Here is a 16,324-nt window from a genome sequence, read left to right on the forward strand (position 1 = left end):
ATCGCCGGATTATACGCAGCTCGCGGCAAGTGGAGCAACAGGAGCAACGGGTGCAGACGGAGTCACTGGAGCGACAGGAGCAGGAGTAACGGGAACGACTGGAGCTACGGGGTCAACAGGAGCTACTGGAGCGACAGGCATACAGGGTTTAACTGGTGTAACTGGAGCAACAGGTGCAACGGGAACTGGGGTAACCGGGGCGACAGGAGTAGGTTTAAGCGGCATCGTTGCGTTTGATCCGCTAGCGGCACCAACGTACCCAGTAGGTCAAGTGGTAACATATAACGGCAGCACCTATATCGTAAACACAGCGCCACCGACAGGCACGCCGGACACATCGCCGGATTATACGCAGCTCGCGGCAAGTGGAGCAACAGGAGCAACGGGTGCAGACGGAGTCACTGGAGCGACAGGAGCAGGAGTAACGGGAACGACTGGAGCTACGGGATTAACAGGAGCAACAGGAGCAACAGGCGAAACGGGAGCGACTGGGGTTACAGGTGCGACAGGAGCAGGAGTAACGGGAACGACTGGAGCTACGGGGTCAACAGGAGCAACAGGTGAAACGGGAGCGACTGGGGTTACTGGAGCGACAGGAGCAGGAGTAACCGGTACGACTGGAGCTACGGGGTCAACAGGAGCAACAGGAGAAACGGGAGCGACTGGGGTTACAGGTGCGACAGGAGCAGGAGTAACTGGGTCGACTGGAGCTACGGGGACAACAGGAGCAACGGGCGAAACGGGAGCGACTGGGGTTACTGGAGCGACAGGAGCAGGAGTAACTGGGTCGACTGGAGCTACGGGGTCAACAGGAGCAACAGGTGAAACGGGAGCGACTGGGGTTACTGGAGCGACAGGAGCAGGAGTAACGGGCACGACTGGAGCAACAGGTGTAACAGGAGCATCAGGAGAAACGGGAGCGACTGGGGTTACGGGTGCGACAGGAGCAGGAGTGACCGGAACGACTGGAGCTACGGGGACAACAGGAGCAACGGGTGAAACGGGAGCGACTGGGGTTACTGGAGCGACAGGAGCAGGAGTAACGGGCACGACTGGAGCTACTGGTGCAACAGGAGCAACGGGTGAAACGGGAGCGACTGGGGTTACTGGAGCGACAGGAGCAGGAGTAACGGGTACGACTGGAGCTACGGGGTCAACAGGAGCAACAGGTGAGACGGGAGCGACTGGGGTTACAGGTGCGACAGGAGCAGGAGTAACGGGTACGACTGGAGCTACGGGATTAACAGGTGCAACAGGAGCAACAGGCAGCACAGGTTCAACGGGTGCGACAGGTACTTCTCTTACGGATCAGTCAGGGTTTGCGGCGAATACGACTGGGGCCATTATTGCGGTCGTTCTTGGTGGAACAAACGTAGCGCTCCCAAGCGCACAGAACTTGGGTACGGGTATTACAGTCAATGGAGCCAATGATACCTTCACGGTTGCCAATGCGGGCAGATATTTTATAAGCTATCAAATCAACACGACAGCCGCACTGCTTCTCAGTACGAGACTGCTTATCAACGGCGCAGCGAATACCGCATCCACGATTGCGCCGGTTCTGAGCTTATCGAACTTCAATAACGATGTTGTTGTAACCTTAGCCGCAGGCAACACGATTACGCTTCAAATGTTTGGGTTGCTCGGTGCCGCAACACTGCTTGGAGGAAGCGCAGGCGCAGCATTGACAATCATCCGCTTAAGCTAATGGCAAGACAGTAACAGGATTGTAGCACGAGAATATGATGAATCAATGCAATCAACTCGCGGGAGCGTGGTTAAATTGATCTCGATCAGCTTGTGCCTCATTGTCAAAAATGAAGAAGAAACGCTCGGGCGATGTCTTTCATCCGTGAAGGACATCGTCGACGAAATCATTATTGTAGATACAGGTTCTACGGATTCGACAATACAGGTTGCGAGTGAGTTTACGGATCGTATTGAACACTTTACGTGGATCAATGATTTTGCCGCTGCTCGCAACTATGCTTTTTCCTTGGCGACGAAATCGCATGTCATGTGGCTGGATGCCGATGATATATTGAAGGAGTCTGACCGAAGAAAGCTAAAAGCATTAAAGAAAAAGCTGAACCCCGCCGTTGACTCTGTATCGATGGAATACCATCTGGCATTCGATGAATTCGGCAATGTCACCTCGAAGCTAAGACGCAATCGAATTGTGAAGCGGGAGCGGGCCTTTCAGTGGATCGGGCCGGTTCACGAATATCTAGAAGTGTACGGGGATATTTTCCACAGCGATGTCGCCGTAACGCACAGCAGTATTCACCATGACAGCGACCGTAATGTAAACATTTATGAGCAGCGTCTGGCCAAAGGAGAAATCTTTTCTCCACGCGACTTATTTTATTATGCCAATGAGCTTAAGGATCATGGGAGATACGAAGCAGCCGTACGGTATTACGATAAATTTCTGGCAACGGGAAAAGGCTGGATTGAGGATAACATAGCCGCCTGCAGCAGACTGGCCGATTGTTATGGCGAGCTCAATGAAGCTAGGAATGCGCTTGACTCCATCTTCCGCTCCTTTCATTATGATAAGCCGCGGCCGGAATTTTGCTGTCGACTCGGTTATCATTTCCTTCAACAAAATGAGCCTAAATTGGCGGTTTACTGGTATAAGCTGGCACTCAGCGTTGAGAAGCCGGAGCAGAACTGGGGTTTTGAGAATCTCGCCTGTTCCACATGGCTGCCCCATCTTCAGCTTTGCGTTTGCTTTGACCGCATAGGCGAGTATGAGAAGGCACATGAGCATAACGAGAAAGCAGCACAGTTCAGGCCTACGGATGAACGGATATTAGCGAACCGCTCCTATTTGAATCATCGTTTAGGCAAGAAAAAGAACGAAAAGGCGTTGCAGTAAAATTTCGTTAAATAATAAATGTTTACAAACAAGCAAGCTCCCTTCAGCAACAATGAAGGGGAGCTTGCTTATTTGTTGACAACGAACATCAATAAGTGTATATTAATTTTATAAAATTAAATTATATACAATTTAAAAAAGAAAGGCAGTCGCGTTTCGCTAATGGAATAGAATAGCTACATTTGGGTAATAAGAAATCAGGATGCATTTTCTTGTTGCCAGCACAAGCCATGTACACGGACCGACTATGAAGTCCCGATTCACAACACTATTACAATGGAGGAATTTATCATGCAGAAATTATACACAGCAACAGCAACGGCAACGGGTGGAAGAGACGGTAAGATCGTATCGAGCGACGACATATTGAATGTAGAGGTGAGAGCGCCGAAGGAACTTGGGGGCCCAGGGGGCGCTACAAACCCGGAGCAGCTATTTGCCGGCGGTTACGCAGCCTGCTTCGAGAGCGCGCTTAATGTCGTGGCCCGCATGAAAAAAATCAAAGTAGAAAAAACCGAAGTAACCGCTCACGTAACGTTAGGAAAGATAGAAGACGGGAATTATCAGCTCCAAGCAAAGCTCGATATTTCAATCGTAGGCGTAGAACCGGAGGTTGCGAAGGAGCTTGCTGAGGCAGCGCATCAGGTGTGTCCGTATTCGAGAGCGACCCGCGGCAACATAGACGTTGAGCTTAATGTTCTGTAAGTGATGCAATCGCCTCATCCGATAATGCAAAAAAAATCCGGAGAACGTTCTCCGGATTTTTTTGTTCCAATTTATTTATTTATTTAGAAGAGATAGAACGTTTGTCGGATAGCTCAATGGACTTCTGAACAAGCACAGACATCGCATCCACGCAGTTTTTTGCAACCTCGCCTTGAATGGGGATGCAAGAAAGCTCGGTGCAGGCAATAATAACGCATTGGCATTCGTCGTGAATGAGCAAATGGTTGATAATGCCCTCGAATTCAGCGGGTTCAACTGGCAAATTGCGCTTCACTTTGTTGTAGATGATATCCATAACATGTTCTTGTACCGCGGCATCGGGCTCATGCAACTGCATGTTATATTGTCCGCAGCCTTTTCGATAAACACCGCTGCTCACCGTACCGTTGGTAGCCAGTATGCCTACCTTGCAGTGTTCTCCGAATCTGTTGTGAATTTCCTTTAAGGTTTCGTCTACCATATTGATGATGTTAACGCCAGTCATCCGCTGCATGTCGTCATAAAAATAATGCGAGGTGTTACAAGGAATGGCGATATTGGATACACCGGATGATTCCAGCAGCTTCAAATCCTTGGCAACCGCCTTAAGAAACAGCTCGCCGTTCTTGCCTAGAATAACACCAGTTCGATCGGGTAATGTAGCATGATTCAGGATGACCATGTCGATATGGTCTTGGTCCTTGTCCGCCTCGGTCTGCTCGATAATCATGTCGAAAAATACGGATGTTGCTTTCGGTCCCATCCCGCCTATGACGCCTAAGCTTTTAGCTTCCATTGTTCAACCTACTTTTAATGAATTATATAACTGAAAATATTGAAGTACCGAGCATCATAACATGGCTTCCCATTTCCTCATAGCCGTTAAAAGTGGTAATCCTGACCACAGGATACCTGGTCCTTTAAAAGGCTCGTATTGAATGTGGCTGGGTCACTTGGCTCTTAACTTCATTTCCCTAACAATCTCCGCTTCGTTAAAAGGATACTCGGTCTTTCCGATAATTTGCGTAGTTTCATGGCCCTTGCCCGCAATCAGGATCACATCGCCTTTTTGGCTGATGTTAATGGCAAAAGCAATGGCATCCCGGCGATCGACGACCGCTTCGTAGTCCCCCTTGCAAGCCTCCATGGCCTCAACGATCTCACGAATAATAAGATTATTGTCCTGCAATTTCGGGTTATCTGAAGTAATGACGGAAAAGTCAGCATTTGCAGCGGCAACCTTGGCCATCGCCCTGCGTTTCTCTGTACCGGACTCTCCGTCAGAAGCATATACGCCGAATACGAGTATAATCCTGCCCTTGGCAAATGGTCTGATCGTCGTCAAAGCCTTCTCCAAGCTATCCTCGGTATGTGCAAAGTCGACAATGATCTTGCTGTCTTCATCCTGATAAACGACTTCCAAGCGGCCTTTGATGCCTTCTACGGCTGCTATGCCTTGGGCGATTTGCTGAAGACTAAACTGGTTGGCATACGCGGTTGCGACTGCGGCCAAGCTATTGTATACGTAAATGGTACCTGGGAGATTCACTTTAACGGTCGCGCTGCCTCTTGGCGTATGAACGGTATAAACGGTGTAGTCTGCAAAATAGTGTATATCAGACGCGTGAATATCTGCTTCCTGTTCGATGCCGTAGGTAAGCAGCTTTGGCTCTTTGTCTCGCAAGCGATCGATTAGCCTACGGCCGTAAGAATCGTCAGCGTTAATAATATTATAGTCCGTTGTCATGTCAAATAGCTTTGCCTTAGCCTCGAAATATTCCTCCATCGTATGGTGCAGCTCGAGATGGTCCGGCGTAAGGTTCGTGAAGATACCCGTATTGAAGCTGGAGTGGGCTACCCGGTTCAAATTAAGCGCATGCGAAGAAACCTCCATAACGCAGTGTTTCATGTCGGACTGAATCATTTCCGCGAAGATCTGCTGGAGATTCAGTGATTCAGGCGTTGTGTTTTTGTTCTGGAACACTTTATCACCAATCACTGTCCCGATGGTACCGATGACACCGAGTGAGGTACCCGTTTGTTCAAATATGGATTGGAGAAAATAAGTTGTTGATGTTTTCCCATTTGTCCCGGTGATGCCTAGGAGATTCATTTGCTCCGTAGGACGATGATAGAAGTTGGCAGATACTCGGGCCAACGCCTCGCGCGTGTTCGCAACCTTAAGAACGGTTACGTCCTCTGGAACAGCAATATCCTTTTCTAGAATAATGGTTGTTGCACCAAGCGCAATCGCCTTATCGATGTATTGGTGTCCGTCTACCGAGAAGCCAGAAACCGCAACGAATACGGTATCTTTTGAAGCCTCTCGGGAGTCATAGGCAATAGCAGAGGCTTCTCTATGTAAATCACCTTTCACGAGCGTGTATTCCAGATCAGTAAGTAAGGTATTCAATAACATACGTTCAGCTCCATTCTAGTCACCTGTACCTGTCTTGCTTCGACTACCGCCTAAGGAGCTTTTTCGTTAGCTTGCCACCGAAGATAGCAGCATATGAGAAAGCTGGCTTAGGGTCCTTCCAATCCCAGATGGCATATCCAAGGCTTGTTCAAGCTCGGCGCGGTTGTTTGCTTTGAAGAGCTTTCTTCTGAACTTGGCAACAAAGGAAGGCGAGTCGGTCGGCTTTACGATACGTGGATACTTTATGGCATAATCAATTCTCTCTGGAAAAAGCCATCTTCGTTCACACGGACCGTTTCCGTAACGCAAACACCGTTTTTGAGCGACAACCGCTGTAGTATTTCTTTATTCATCATATCCGAATATATGCCAGGTGCGTTTTGCGGGATAAGGTAATGCTCTCTCGGCTCCTCCAGATACTCATCGATGACCTCGAGATAGGAGTCATGGCACCGAATAAGAACGGGAGGCGCGCTCTGCTTGCTCGAATAGTCCTTCAAAAAGCGTATGAATGCTGCAATGTCTTCCATAGTGAGGAGATATCAATCTCTCCGACGATTACTGCCTTGTTATTCACAAAGGCACATCCCGACATCCGTATATATATTCAGTTTTTAATAATTTTACTTCATACATTCTTATAATACAAATGGATTTATCCTCATAAATAGCGGCAGGATGGCGGGTTTGTCATCAAAACTAGACATTCGAAAGGCAAGAGCAGGTACAAGGGATGTACCTGCTCTGTTTGCTTCTGTATTCGAGTTGTGCATAGAACCCGTGGGGGACGAATCGTTCCCAGAGAAGGAAGCAATCATGGGGGATAGGGACTAAAAAGCTTCTTTAGCAAAGGAATAGAAGGCCTGCTCAAGCTCGGTCAAAACGGTGTTTTTCCGAATGACGAAGCCATTGCTTCGTTTAATTTGCATGCCTGCTACCGGCCGGGTAATCAACTCGCCGCTCGAAATGCTCATATTGACCGCATAATAAGGCAAAAAGGCAAGGGCATGGCTACGTTTAAGCTCTTCATTAATCTCGTCGAAGTTCTTCATATAGATGATTTCAATTGGGATTTGACTCCGGTTTAGCGCTTTAGTAATCACAGCTTGCAGCTGCTCATTTTTAGGAACGAGCAGCTTCTGATGGCTCAGGTCCCTTAGATATAGCATTTTGCGTTTGCTCCATGGATGCTCAGGCGATGCGACCAGCAGCAAGTCTTCTGCGAACAAGGTTTCGCTATCGTAACCGTACTCGTTATAGTCGCTCGATTCAGTCAGCGGCATAATGGCCAGGTTTGTTTTCTTTTGCTGAAGCTTCTTCTGTATTTCGACATTTTCGACGACGTGCAAGGGCATCGATTTGTCGGGGTATTTGTCGATAAAACGTTTGATCATATCGGACAGTAAATAGGTATTTAAATCCTTGCAAATGTATATATGTAAGCCTTGCTGCGTATCATTCTGAAGCTCGGAAGCTGCTTCCTGGTAGAGAGACATAATTCTTTGGGCATAATCGTATAGGATTTTACCCTTATTCGTGAGAACGACACTTTTACCGGATCGATGAAACAAAGCAGCACCATACTGATTTTCCAGCTGTTGAATATGGTTGCTTACCGTAGGCTGGGATGTATACAACCGCTTTGCTGTTTCGGTAAACGAGCGGCATTCAACGAGCGTCAAAAAGGTTTGAAGCTTATCGGCAGAACTCATTTGGCATACACTCCGCTATAAAAAAGTAATTAGGTTAATTATATATCAATTGATTATGATTATCAATATCAATAAATCGATGTGCATATATAACTAGGCGCTAACTACAAATGATTTAATTTCCAGAAAATGATTGATTTAATTAGTTATAAAGACCTATAATTTGGAATAAATAACTTCATTTTGTCGAATAATGCCCGAAAATTGTCTACCTTCGTCGACAGGATTTTACAAACTCCTTATTATGCTACGAGTATAATAGAAGCATTACCACACGAGTGCTAAATAAGGAGCGTGCCCCGAAGCGAGCTATGGACAAAAAACACTTGCTTAAACAATTGCAGTCGCTGCGGCTAAAGCTTCATGAAATAGCCGAAGCACGCGGCAGCTTGACAGATCCGGATGTTCTAGCAATTAGCGAAGAGGCCGATCAGCTTATTGTTGCGTTACAGTATATACAAAGAGATGAGCTAACCCACATTACGATAAGCCGCAACGACTAATAGGCCATATTACTTTTCCCGAAGTCGGCGGAAGAATTGTTTGAGCAATAACGCGCATTCAGGCTGCAGAATACCACTGGTGAGCTCCGTTTCATGGTTGAAACGGGGCTCTTGCAGTAAATTCATAAGCGTGCCCGCGCATCCTGCTTTTGGATCGGCAGTACCGTATACCACACGTTTGACACGGGACTGGACGATGGCGCCCGCGCACATTGGACAAGGCTCCAGCGTGACATATAATGTACAATCCAACAATCTCCAAGCGCCGATGCGATCGCAGGCGTCGCGGATAGCTACCATTTCGGCATGCGCGGTTGGATCAAACTGCGTTTCTCGCAAATTGTAGCCTCTCCCTATGATTTCATTGTTTCTGACAATTATCGCTCCGATAGGAACCTCACCAATTTGCTCGGCTTTTTTTGCTTCTATAATCGCTTCTTGCATCCATTTTTCGTCCTCTTGTTCTCTCAGCATGATTGAAAGCTCCTTTACAAATTAATCATTATACAACGAACAAATATTCTGTTGTTAACATGTAGTGGATAACATTGTGGATAAGTATGACGATATGCACATAAATACTCACATTTTATTCAGGGATGTGTACAATAACTGTTGATAGTGTGTATAAGTTGTTAATAAACACGTTTTAGTGTAAAAGGATGTGTCGGTCATTGTCGATTAAGATGAAATTTTCCGTCTTGATTACGCTTATTGTATTTACCTTTTTTATCATACACCACATTTTAAGCGAGTACTCCATGATGCAGGGTATGAGGGAGCAAGCGCGTCAAACGATGCAGGATACATCCATGCATATTGCCAATTCATTTTCTGCATTTGAGCAGAAGCCTGGACTCGGGACGATATTTCAAGAAGGGAACCCATCAACACCCGAACATGTTTTTGAAATAGTGAAAACAATAAATCCAAATATAAAGGAAATAACGGTATTTGAGCAAGACACCCTGTCCGTTCCCTATGGTTCATATACATATGTAGATGCGTTAGGCGATCAGTCCATTATATCCAAAGCAAGGAAAAGCGGCTTCGAGCTAAGAAAAATGGTAATTAACGGGAAGACATACTATAGAAGCTTTTATTATACAAAACCTACGGGAAATTATATGATAAGCGTTGTTTATGACGGAGTGGGCATTAAACAGCTTATCAGCAAGAAACGCAGCGATTCCTTGATGTTTACCGGGATTATGATGTTACTTGTATTCGTCATTAGCTATTCATTGGTTGGCGTCATGATCAGGCCGCTGAAGGATATCTTATGGAAGGTGAACGAGGTATCCTCGGCCAGATTCCAACAGCCGATTCGGATAAAACGGAAGGACGAATTCGGCTTGCTCGCCCTTAAGGTCAATGCCATGTCGCAGAATCTTAGCATCTATATGAATAAGCTGCGCAGGGCGTTTGAAGAAAATAGGCGCATGAAGGAGCATTTGGAGTCATTTATTAACCATACGAGCGACGCGATCCACTTAGTTGATTTAGATGGAAAAGTGATACAGGTTAACCGAGCATTCGAGCTGCTATTCGGCTATGAAGAAGAGGAAGCCATTGGGCTCGTTCATCCGATTCTTCCGATCTCGCATGAAGCGGAGCTTAGGCAAATGTTGAATCAAATCCTATCGGGAAAGGTGCTGCCCGCACAGGAAACGATGCGAATGACCAAGCTTGGCGAGATGATTCCCGTCAGCGTAACCATATCGCCAATCCGGGATTCGGACGGAACCATAAGAGCTTTTGCCAGCATATCAAGAGATATGAGAAGCCGCAATAAAATGGAGGAGCTGCTGCGCAGGTCGGAGAAGCTGACGACGGTCGGACAGCTTGCAGCAGGCGTAGCCCACGAGATACGCAATCCACTGACGACGCTCCGCGGATTTCTTCAATTGCAGCAGGAGAGCAAGAAGCTTGCGCTCTCGCATGTCGCACTGATGCTATCGGAGCTCGACCGCATCAATTTAATTGTCGGGGAATTTCTGATTTTGGCCAAGCCGCAGGCAACAAGATTCGTAACCAAGGATTTGAGAGACGTGCTGCAGGATGTCATTGCCTTAATGAATAGCGAAGCGCTTCTTCACAATATTGAGTTCCGTGTCTCACTGACCGAAGAGGGATGCTTGATTTCTTGTGAAGAGAACCAGCTGAAGCAGGTTTTCATCAACCTCATTAAGAATGCAATTGAAGCCATGCCAAGCGGCGGGAAGATTCATATCCACATTACGCATAAGCGCGAGCACATCACGATAGCGATTACGGATGAAGGCATGGGAATACCGGAGGAAATGATTTCGAAGATTGGAGATCCTTTTTTTACGGGCAAAGAGACGGGGACCGGTCTGGGAATCATGGTTACCCAGCGTATCATTAATAGCCATAGAGGAACAATGGAGATTAAAAGCCAGGTCAATGTGGGAACGACGATTAATTTAATGCTGCCGGCTTTGAAAGAATCGAGAGAGAACGGTATACTGGAAGCATGAGTATGATTCGGACTTCATGTAGACGGCGAAGGAGGGGTTTCATTGAAGCTTGAATCATTAAGGGATTCGCAAAGCAGGACCCCTGGGAAAGAACTGACCGGCTACCGTGTCGTGTTAGCAGGAGCTACCGGTTTGATTGGGAATGCTTTGCTTGTTCAGCTGCTTCGCAATCCTCTGGTCAGGAAGGTAACGGTGCTCTCTAGGCGAGTATTCGATATGGACCGGTCAGTCGATGCAAGCGAAAAAGCAAAACTACACATGATCGTGGCTGACCTTGCGAGTATGGATGAAGCATTAGCGCAGGTAGAGGCGGATGTAGTATTTTGTACGCTAGGTACGACCATAAAGATAGCCAAAACGAAGGAGGCTTTCCGAAGGGTCGATTACGAGTATCCGCTTAAGCTGGCAGAGTATGCTGAGCGCATCGGTGCTCCTGTGTTCTCTGTCGTTACGGCAATGGGGGCAGATTCAGGCTCGCGTATCTTTTATAGCCGTGTGAAGGGCGAACTGCAAGATGCGCTTGCAGGGCTGCGCTTGCCGAACATTCATGTTTTTCAGCCTTCCCTGCTGCTAGGCGAGCGACATGACGTACGGCCTGGGGAAGCCTTCGGGGCGATTGCCTCCAAAGGGCTTGCATTTGCAATGGTCGGTCCATTGCGCAAGTATCGTCCCATTAAAGGCGAGGATGTTGCGCGGGCAATGGTAAAGGCAGCAGAAGAAGCATTGGACAGAGACGCGGCAAGACCTCTAGACAATAGGCAAGCAGCCATGCGGTATTTTCCATCGGACCAAATTGCCGATTTGGCAGTACATACAACGGGGTGAATCAGTTTTGAGAATCAACAAGTTCATAAGTGAAACGGGATACTGTTCTAGACGCGAGGCAGATAAGCTGGTTGACAGCGGCCGCGTTACGATTAACGGAGCTACGGCACAGCTGGGAAGCCAAGCAGAGCTGGGCGACGATGTACGCGTTGACGGACAGAAGATCGGTGAGCAAAAAAACCATGTCTATATCGCGCTCAACAAGCCAGTGGGCATTACTAGCACGACTGAGCTTCACATTAAAGGAAACATTGTGGATTTCGTCGGGCATTCGGAGCGTATATTCCCGATTGGAAGGCTGGATAAGGACTCAGAGGGCTTAATTCTTCTCACGAATGACGGTGATATCGTGAATCCAATCCTGAGGTCGGAAGGCAAGCATGAGAAGGAGTATTTGGTGACCGTTGACAAGCCGGTAACGGATGCCTTCTTGAAAGGAATGGCGAGCGGCGTTCATATTCTAGGCAGTATGACGCTGCCTTGCGTGGTTACAAGAGTGACGGACCGTGTGTTCCGCATTACTCTAACGGAAGGCCGCAATCGTCAGATTCGCAGAATGTGCGAGGCTTTTGGCTATCATGTGAGAAGATTGCAGCGGCAGCGCATCATGAACATCCAGCTAGCCGGTCTGCATGTTGGGAAGTGGAGAGATTTGACGGACGCCGAGAAGTCCGCTTTATTCGAAACGCTGAATTATAAACCGGTCTAAAGGTGGCCATTACATACAAAAGCCTTGAATGTCACTCTTGATTGGGAGTGGATTCAAGGCTTTTGTTCTATTACTTGGTAACGGCTAGCTTCTGAGCGCTCGCCTCATTGGAATAGGAATGCATAATCGATACTTCTACGCGACGGTTTTTGGATTTGCCTGTCGCCGTCTTGTTATCGGCTACGGGGCGATACTCGCCATAGCCGATCGCGCTGAAGCGCTCAGGCTTTAGCTGCTTGTTCTCAAGCAGGATATCCATAAAGCGAATAGCACGCATGGAGCTTAAATCCCAGTTCGATTTGAAAAACACGGTCGAAATAGGAGTCGTATCGGTATGACCGGATACAATAACTTCATAATCCGGATATTGTTGAAGCATTTTGCCGATCGCGACGGCTAACTCTCTCGATTCCGTCTTAACCGTAGCTTGTGCCGGAGCAAATAAAGCATTGTCGCTAATCGTAATCATGAGCTGGGAGAGATTGAGCTGTGTTTCCAAATCGGTCGTGAGACCGTTTTTCTCAATATAGGCGTCAATCTTCTTTTTCAGATCTTCCAGATCCTTCTGCTCTTGTTCCATGATTGCCTCGCGGGCTTTTTCTTCAGCGGTCTGGTCTTTGTCTTCGCTTTCTTCTTTGCTTTCATCCTTCGAGTCGATTACGCCGCCGGCCTCGTCTTGTTTCTTGCCGTCGTCGTCACCCGATTTGACGATAGCGGATTCCGTTAGAATACCGCTCCCCGTACTAAGGGCAACGCTGAACGCTTCGGACATTTCTTCGAACTTCTTTACATCGACTGAGTTCATGGAGTACAACACGATAAAGAGCGCAAGCAGCAGGGTGAGCAAATCGGCGTAAGGAATGAGCCAGGATTCGTCTACATGCTCCTCATGTTCTTCATGCCTATGCTTTCTGCTCAACGGCGCCTTCCTCCTTCTCCCTCATCTTGATTCTTTCCGTAGGCGTAAGGAATACAGATAGCTTCTGATTGATAGCAATGGTTGAAACGCCGGATTGTATGGAGAGAAGACCTTCTACCATCATCAGGCGAATTTGAATTTCTTGTTTCGACATGCGCTTCAATTTGTTCGCAATGGGATGCCATAGCACATAACCTGTAAAAATACCGAGCAGCGTCGCGATGAATGCACCCGCGATCGCATGAGCGAGCTTAGCCATATCGCTCATATCGGCCAGTGCCGCGATTAGCCCGACAACCGCTCCGAGTACCCCGAGCGTTGGCGCGTATGTGCCGGCTTGCGTGAAGATAAGCGCCCCTGCTTTGTGGCGGTCTTCCGTTGCGGCAATATCCTCAAGCAATACGTCGCGAACGAAGTCCTGATCGTTGCCGTCAATAATCATGCGCATGCCGTTCCGAAGGAATGTATCTTCAATTTCATCGACTTTAGCTTCAAGAGCGAGCAAGCCTTCTCGGCGGGTAATGGATGCCCATTCCATGAATCGTTGGATAAGCTCATCACGCTGCGGCAGCTTTTGCTCGGAGAAAACCATTTTGAACAGCTTACCGACCTTGGAGAGCTCGGACATTGGGAAGGCGATCATAACCGATGCCACGGTTCCCAATATAATAATCATATAGGCAGCTGGATTTAAAAGAGACGATAGATGCGCTCCCTTTAAAACCATCCCTCCGAGCACAGCGACTAACCCTAGTACAAGACCGATAATTGTTGAATTTTTCATCATACACCCCGTCCAAATCATTTTCGACATTTCTCTACTTCTTATATTATCGTCAAATGGGCATTCTGAAGTTAGAGTAAATGAAACGTTTTGATGACATACACGTTAAAATTTCTAAAATGCGGTAGAATAGTAGAGAGATACACTCAAAAATGAACTTTGATAAAGGTGGTAAACACAAATGGGCGTAAGACATGCAAGGGAATATGCAGATATATTGAAGGATTTGACAGCAGCGGTAGCCGAAATAGAGAGCAGCTATACTTTTTTTGAGATGGAAGCGGATGAATGGGCAGCGCTGCCTGACGAGGATCGACATGAGGTTATGGAAGCATTAGCCGATGACGTATTTTTTGGTTTAGGCGAAAACCCGGTCATTGAAGTGGGCACTGGCGTGATTACCTACAATAATAAGCATCACGTAATTGAGGTATCGCAGGATGATAAAGTTACGCAGATTATTAGATTGATATAATATTCGACAGCCACTCGGCGTATGAATGATGATTACTGTCGGATCTTTACATTTATTGTCGACTCTATTACAATGTTATACAACGAAGCATGACAGATAATTTAACGTAGATATAACATAGAGGAGATCGCTATGAATGAGTGCTCATCATCGCTGCTGCCGAAGGCGCTTGGGTTAGACGGTGAAACGCTAGCCGCATTTTATCAGCCCATCATTGCAATGGATACACGGCGAATTATGGGCTATGAGGTGCTTGGCCGAGCGGTAAAGGATGATTCGGTACGCAGCTTGGGTCCTTTTTTCTGCAATGAGGAGATTGCGGAGGAGGACCACATTCTTGTGGACCGGTTGCTCCGCGAGCAAGCATTCTCAAAGCTATCTTCCATGGAAGAGCCGCCAATGCTTTTCATTAATTTAAAGCCGTCTTGGATCTATCGCTACGAGGATGACGGCGAGCTTTATACGCTGTCTTTGCTTGATAAGTACGATATCGATCCGAAGCGAATCGTAATCGAGATAACGGAGGAAAGCTTTCACGGATCCATGGAGAGGCTGCGCACCGTTGTCGATATATACCGCCAAAGAGGCTGCTTGATTGCCATCGATGATGTTGGTAGCGGATTCAGCAGTACGGATCGCATTGCTCATATTCAACCGAATTTGCTCAAAATCGATATCCATATGATCAAAAAGAGCGCGACGCATGACGGGTATTTCGGCGTGCTGCGCTCTTTCTCGGATCTCGCTGAGCAGATTGGAGCATCGCTGCTGGTGGAGGGTGTAGAAACGCGAGAAGATTTGGCTCGTTCGATACAAGCTGGGGCAAGGTATGTACAAGGTTTTATGTTTGCCAGGGCTGAGCCTGAATTCCGTGACCCTGCGTGCTTCTCGGCGGTAATCGAGACTGAGCTTGAACGGCATCTGATGCATTATCTGGGATCGGAGCGCTATTGGCAGAGGCAATCGGAGCAGCTTGCCGAGCAGCTTGTCGAGCTCGTGAAGGAAGCGGAATACCGGGGGCAGAAGGATGAATGGATAGAGGAGCTGCTTCCAAAGCTGTACGGACACTGCATTCGGGTCTATTTGTGCAATGAGGAAGGTATCCAGCTTTCGGCGAATTATGGGCGCGACTCGGATCAAGATTGGCATCGTGAGGAGCAGTACAGAGGGGCGAACTGGAGCTGGCGCCCTTATTTTGTGCCTAACTTGGTGCAGCTAAATGAAACGAGAAGGGCAATCGTATCGCGAGCTTACGCGGATCTCGACTCCCATGCTTGGATTCGGACGGTGTCCGTGCTGGTTGCGCCTGGCCTTATATTATTTATGGACTTAAAGGATTCGGAGCGAGGAGCCCAGCGAATTTAAGGTTCCGTAATTCCGTAAACCATGCAGTGGCATTCAGCGAAGCCAGCTGGGGTAGGGCGCGAGTAAGTGTCCGTGATCTGGAAGCCTGCTTGCTGATAGGCGCGAATGGCACGCGTATTCCAAGCGATGACCTCCAAATCAATTTCATCGAGCGGGGCGCGGCGCTTTGCTTCCGATACAATCAGCTTGGTAAAGGCTGGTCCTAGTCCGCGGCCGCAGAGGTCAGGACGAAGCCCAAGCCCAAGGCGGGTGACGCCGGCAATAGGAAATAACTGCGCAAAGCCAATCAGCTTAAGCCGATTATCCAACACCGCCGCATACTGAGAAGCACGAAGGACGGAATCGCCAAATTCGATTTCGTCTTTTTTCATTTGCTCCCAAGCCGGCCAATTATAGCAATCAAAAGGAGACTCATAACGCCAGCCGCATATTTCCACCGCATGAGAGATCTCGAGCGGATGTATGGTCATATCGAGTATTTCTCGATTATAATGGTTGGAGCTTTGTATATTTGTCACGGGCCCGG

17 protein-coding genes are annotated in these 16,324 nt (G+C 47.7%); 9 read left to right on the forward strand and 8 right to left on the reverse strand.

Going from position 1 to position 16,324, the window contains the following annotated elements:
- The 3 genes from AC0YN3_RS30490 to AC0YN3_RS30500 all read left to right on the forward strand — a co-directional run.
- Positions 1-1,708 (forward strand): BclA C-terminal domain-containing protein (locus tag AC0YN3_RS30490; protein WP_475778660.1); only part of this gene is annotated, 1,708 nt, incomplete at its 5' end.
- Positions 1,709-1,783: 75 nt separating this feature from the next.
- Positions 1,784-2,881 (forward strand): glycosyltransferase, encoded by a 1,098-nt coding sequence (locus tag AC0YN3_RS30495; protein WP_475778717.1) that lies wholly within the window; start codon positions 1,784-1,786, stop codon positions 2,879-2,881.
- Between the two features lie 291 nt (positions 2,882-3,172).
- Positions 3,173-3,586, forward strand: coding sequence for an organic hydroperoxide resistance protein (locus AC0YN3_RS30500; protein ID WP_475778661.1), 414 nt, complete (start codon positions 3,173-3,175; stop codon positions 3,584-3,586).
- Between the two features lie 79 nt (positions 3,587-3,665).
- Here the strand turns inward: AC0YN3_RS30500 and AC0YN3_RS30505 are convergent, their stop codons facing one another.
- The 4 genes from AC0YN3_RS30505 to AC0YN3_RS30520 form a co-directional block, all read right to left on the reverse strand.
- Positions 3,666-4,382, reverse strand: a complete 717-nt coding sequence (locus AC0YN3_RS30505; protein WP_475778662.1) for an aspartate/glutamate racemase family protein — start codon at positions 4,380-4,382, stop codon at positions 3,666-3,668.
- Between the two features lie 153 nt (positions 4,383-4,535).
- The gene (locus AC0YN3_RS30510) at positions 4,536-6,005 is read right to left on the reverse strand and encodes a UDP-N-acetylmuramoyl-L-alanyl-D-glutamate--2,6-diaminopimelate ligase (protein ID WP_475778663.1); all 1,470 of its coding nucleotides are present in this window, start codon (positions 6,003-6,005) and stop codon (positions 4,536-4,538) included.
- A 242-nt stretch (positions 6,006-6,247) separates the two neighbouring features.
- On the reverse strand, positions 6,248-6,535 hold the full coding sequence (locus tag AC0YN3_RS30515; RefSeq protein ID WP_475778664.1) for a hypothetical protein: 288 nt from the start codon (positions 6,533-6,535) through the stop codon (positions 6,248-6,250).
- Between the two features lie 300 nt (positions 6,536-6,835).
- Positions 6,836-7,717, reverse strand: a complete 882-nt coding sequence (locus tag AC0YN3_RS30520; RefSeq protein ID WP_475778665.1) for a LysR family transcriptional regulator — start codon at positions 7,715-7,717, stop codon at positions 6,836-6,838.
- A gap of 326 nt (positions 7,718-8,043) precedes the next feature.
- On the opposite strand from AC0YN3_RS30520, the gene AC0YN3_RS30525 reads away from it, so the two are divergent.
- Positions 8,044-8,220 carry an aspartyl-phosphate phosphatase Spo0E family protein gene (locus AC0YN3_RS30525; RefSeq protein WP_246432046.1) on the forward strand — a complete coding sequence of 59 codons (177 nt, stop codon included), beginning with the start codon at positions 8,044-8,046 and terminating at the stop codon, positions 8,218-8,220.
- A 9-nt stretch (positions 8,221-8,229) separates the two neighbouring features.
- Here AC0YN3_RS30525 and tadA read toward each other — a convergent pair whose 3' ends face one another.
- The gene (gene tadA, locus AC0YN3_RS30530; RefSeq protein ID WP_475778666.1) at positions 8,230-8,694 is read right to left on the reverse strand and encodes a tRNA adenosine(34) deaminase TadA; all 465 of its coding nucleotides are present in this window, start codon (positions 8,692-8,694) and stop codon (positions 8,230-8,232) included.
- 200 nt (positions 8,695-8,894) lie between these two features.
- On the opposite strand from tadA, the gene AC0YN3_RS30535 reads away from it, so the two are divergent.
- Genes AC0YN3_RS30535 through rluF form a run of 3 tightly spaced genes read left to right on the forward strand, consistent with a single transcriptional unit; the run spans position 8,895 to position 12,255 of the window.
- On the forward strand, positions 8,895-10,721 hold the full coding sequence (locus tag AC0YN3_RS30535) for an ATP-binding protein (protein ID WP_475778667.1): 1,827 nt from the start codon (positions 8,895-8,897) through the stop codon (positions 10,719-10,721).
- A 42-nt stretch (positions 10,722-10,763) separates the two neighbouring features.
- A complete protein-coding gene (locus tag AC0YN3_RS30540; protein WP_475778668.1) occupies positions 10,764-11,546 on the forward strand; it encodes an NAD-dependent epimerase/dehydratase family protein in 783 nt (260 codons plus the stop codon).
- Positions 11,547-11,553: 7 nt separating this feature from the next.
- Positions 11,554-12,255, forward strand: coding sequence for a 23S rRNA pseudouridine(2604) synthase RluF (rluF, locus tag AC0YN3_RS30545; protein ID WP_475778669.1), 702 nt, complete (start codon positions 11,554-11,556; stop codon positions 12,253-12,255).
- Positions 12,256-12,325: 70 nt separating this feature from the next.
- Here rluF and AC0YN3_RS30550 read toward each other — a convergent pair whose 3' ends face one another.
- Both AC0YN3_RS30550 and motA read right to left on the reverse strand, forming a co-directional pair.
- Positions 12,326-13,174, reverse strand: coding sequence for a flagellar motor protein MotB (locus AC0YN3_RS30550; protein WP_475778670.1), 849 nt, complete (start codon positions 13,172-13,174; stop codon positions 12,326-12,328).
- Positions 13,158-13,958, reverse strand: coding sequence for a flagellar motor stator protein MotA (gene motA, locus AC0YN3_RS30555; protein ID WP_475778718.1), 801 nt, complete (start codon positions 13,956-13,958; stop codon positions 13,158-13,160). The genes AC0YN3_RS30550 and motA overlap by 17 nt, the downstream gene beginning before the upstream one ends.
- Before the next feature lie 181 nt (positions 13,959-14,139).
- Between motA and AC0YN3_RS30560 the strand changes: the two genes are divergently transcribed.
- Positions 14,140-14,433: a hypothetical protein gene (locus AC0YN3_RS30560; RefSeq protein WP_475778671.1), complete on the forward strand. Its 294-nt coding sequence runs from the start codon at positions 14,140-14,142 to the stop codon at positions 14,431-14,433.
- Between the two features lie 132 nt (positions 14,434-14,565).
- On the forward strand, positions 14,566-15,798 hold the full coding sequence (locus tag AC0YN3_RS30565) for an EAL domain-containing protein (protein ID WP_475778672.1): 1,233 nt from the start codon (positions 14,566-14,568) through the stop codon (positions 15,796-15,798).
- On the opposite strand, the gene AC0YN3_RS30570 is transcribed toward AC0YN3_RS30565, so the two are convergent.
- The gene (locus AC0YN3_RS30570; RefSeq protein WP_475778673.1) at positions 15,795-16,316 is read right to left on the reverse strand and encodes a GNAT family N-acetyltransferase; all 522 of its coding nucleotides are present in this window, start codon (positions 16,314-16,316) and stop codon (positions 15,795-15,797) included. The two genes, AC0YN3_RS30565 and AC0YN3_RS30570, sit on opposite strands and share 4 nt — an antisense overlap.
- Positions 16,317-16,324: the final 8 nt, after the last annotated feature.

It is taken from the genome of Paenibacillus sp. J22R232 (genome assembly GCF_056269165.1).

Coding starts and splice junctions, on each gene's coding strand:
- AC0YN3_RS30500 (WP_475778661.1), top strand. CDS start 3,173: ATGCAGAAATTATACACAGCAACAGCAACGGCAACGGGTGGAAGAGAC.
- AC0YN3_RS30505 (WP_475778662.1), bottom strand. CDS start 4,382: ATGGAAGCTAAAAGCTTAGGCGTCATAGGCGGGATGGGACCGAAAGCA.
- AC0YN3_RS30510 (WP_475778663.1), bottom strand. CDS start 6,005: ATGTTATTGAATACCTTACTTACTGATCTGGAATACACGCTCGTGAAA.
- AC0YN3_RS30515 (WP_475778664.1), bottom strand. CDS start 6,535: ATGGAAGACATTGCAGCATTCATACGCTTTTTGAAGGACTATTCGAGC.
- AC0YN3_RS30520 (WP_475778665.1), bottom strand. CDS start 7,717: ATGAGTTCTGCCGATAAGCTTCAAACCTTTTTGACGCTCGTTGAATGC.
- tadA (WP_475778666.1), bottom strand. CDS start 8,694: ATGCTGAGAGAACAAGAGGACGAAAAATGGATGCAAGAAGCGATTATA.
- motA (WP_475778718.1), bottom strand. CDS start 13,958: ATGAAAAATTCAACAATTATCGGTCTTGTACTAGGGTTAGTCGCTGTG.
- AC0YN3_RS30560 (WP_475778671.1), top strand. CDS start 14,140: ATGGGCGTAAGACATGCAAGGGAATATGCAGATATATTGAAGGATTTG.
- AC0YN3_RS30565 (WP_475778672.1), top strand. CDS start 14,566: ATGAATGAGTGCTCATCATCGCTGCTGCCGAAGGCGCTTGGGTTAGAC.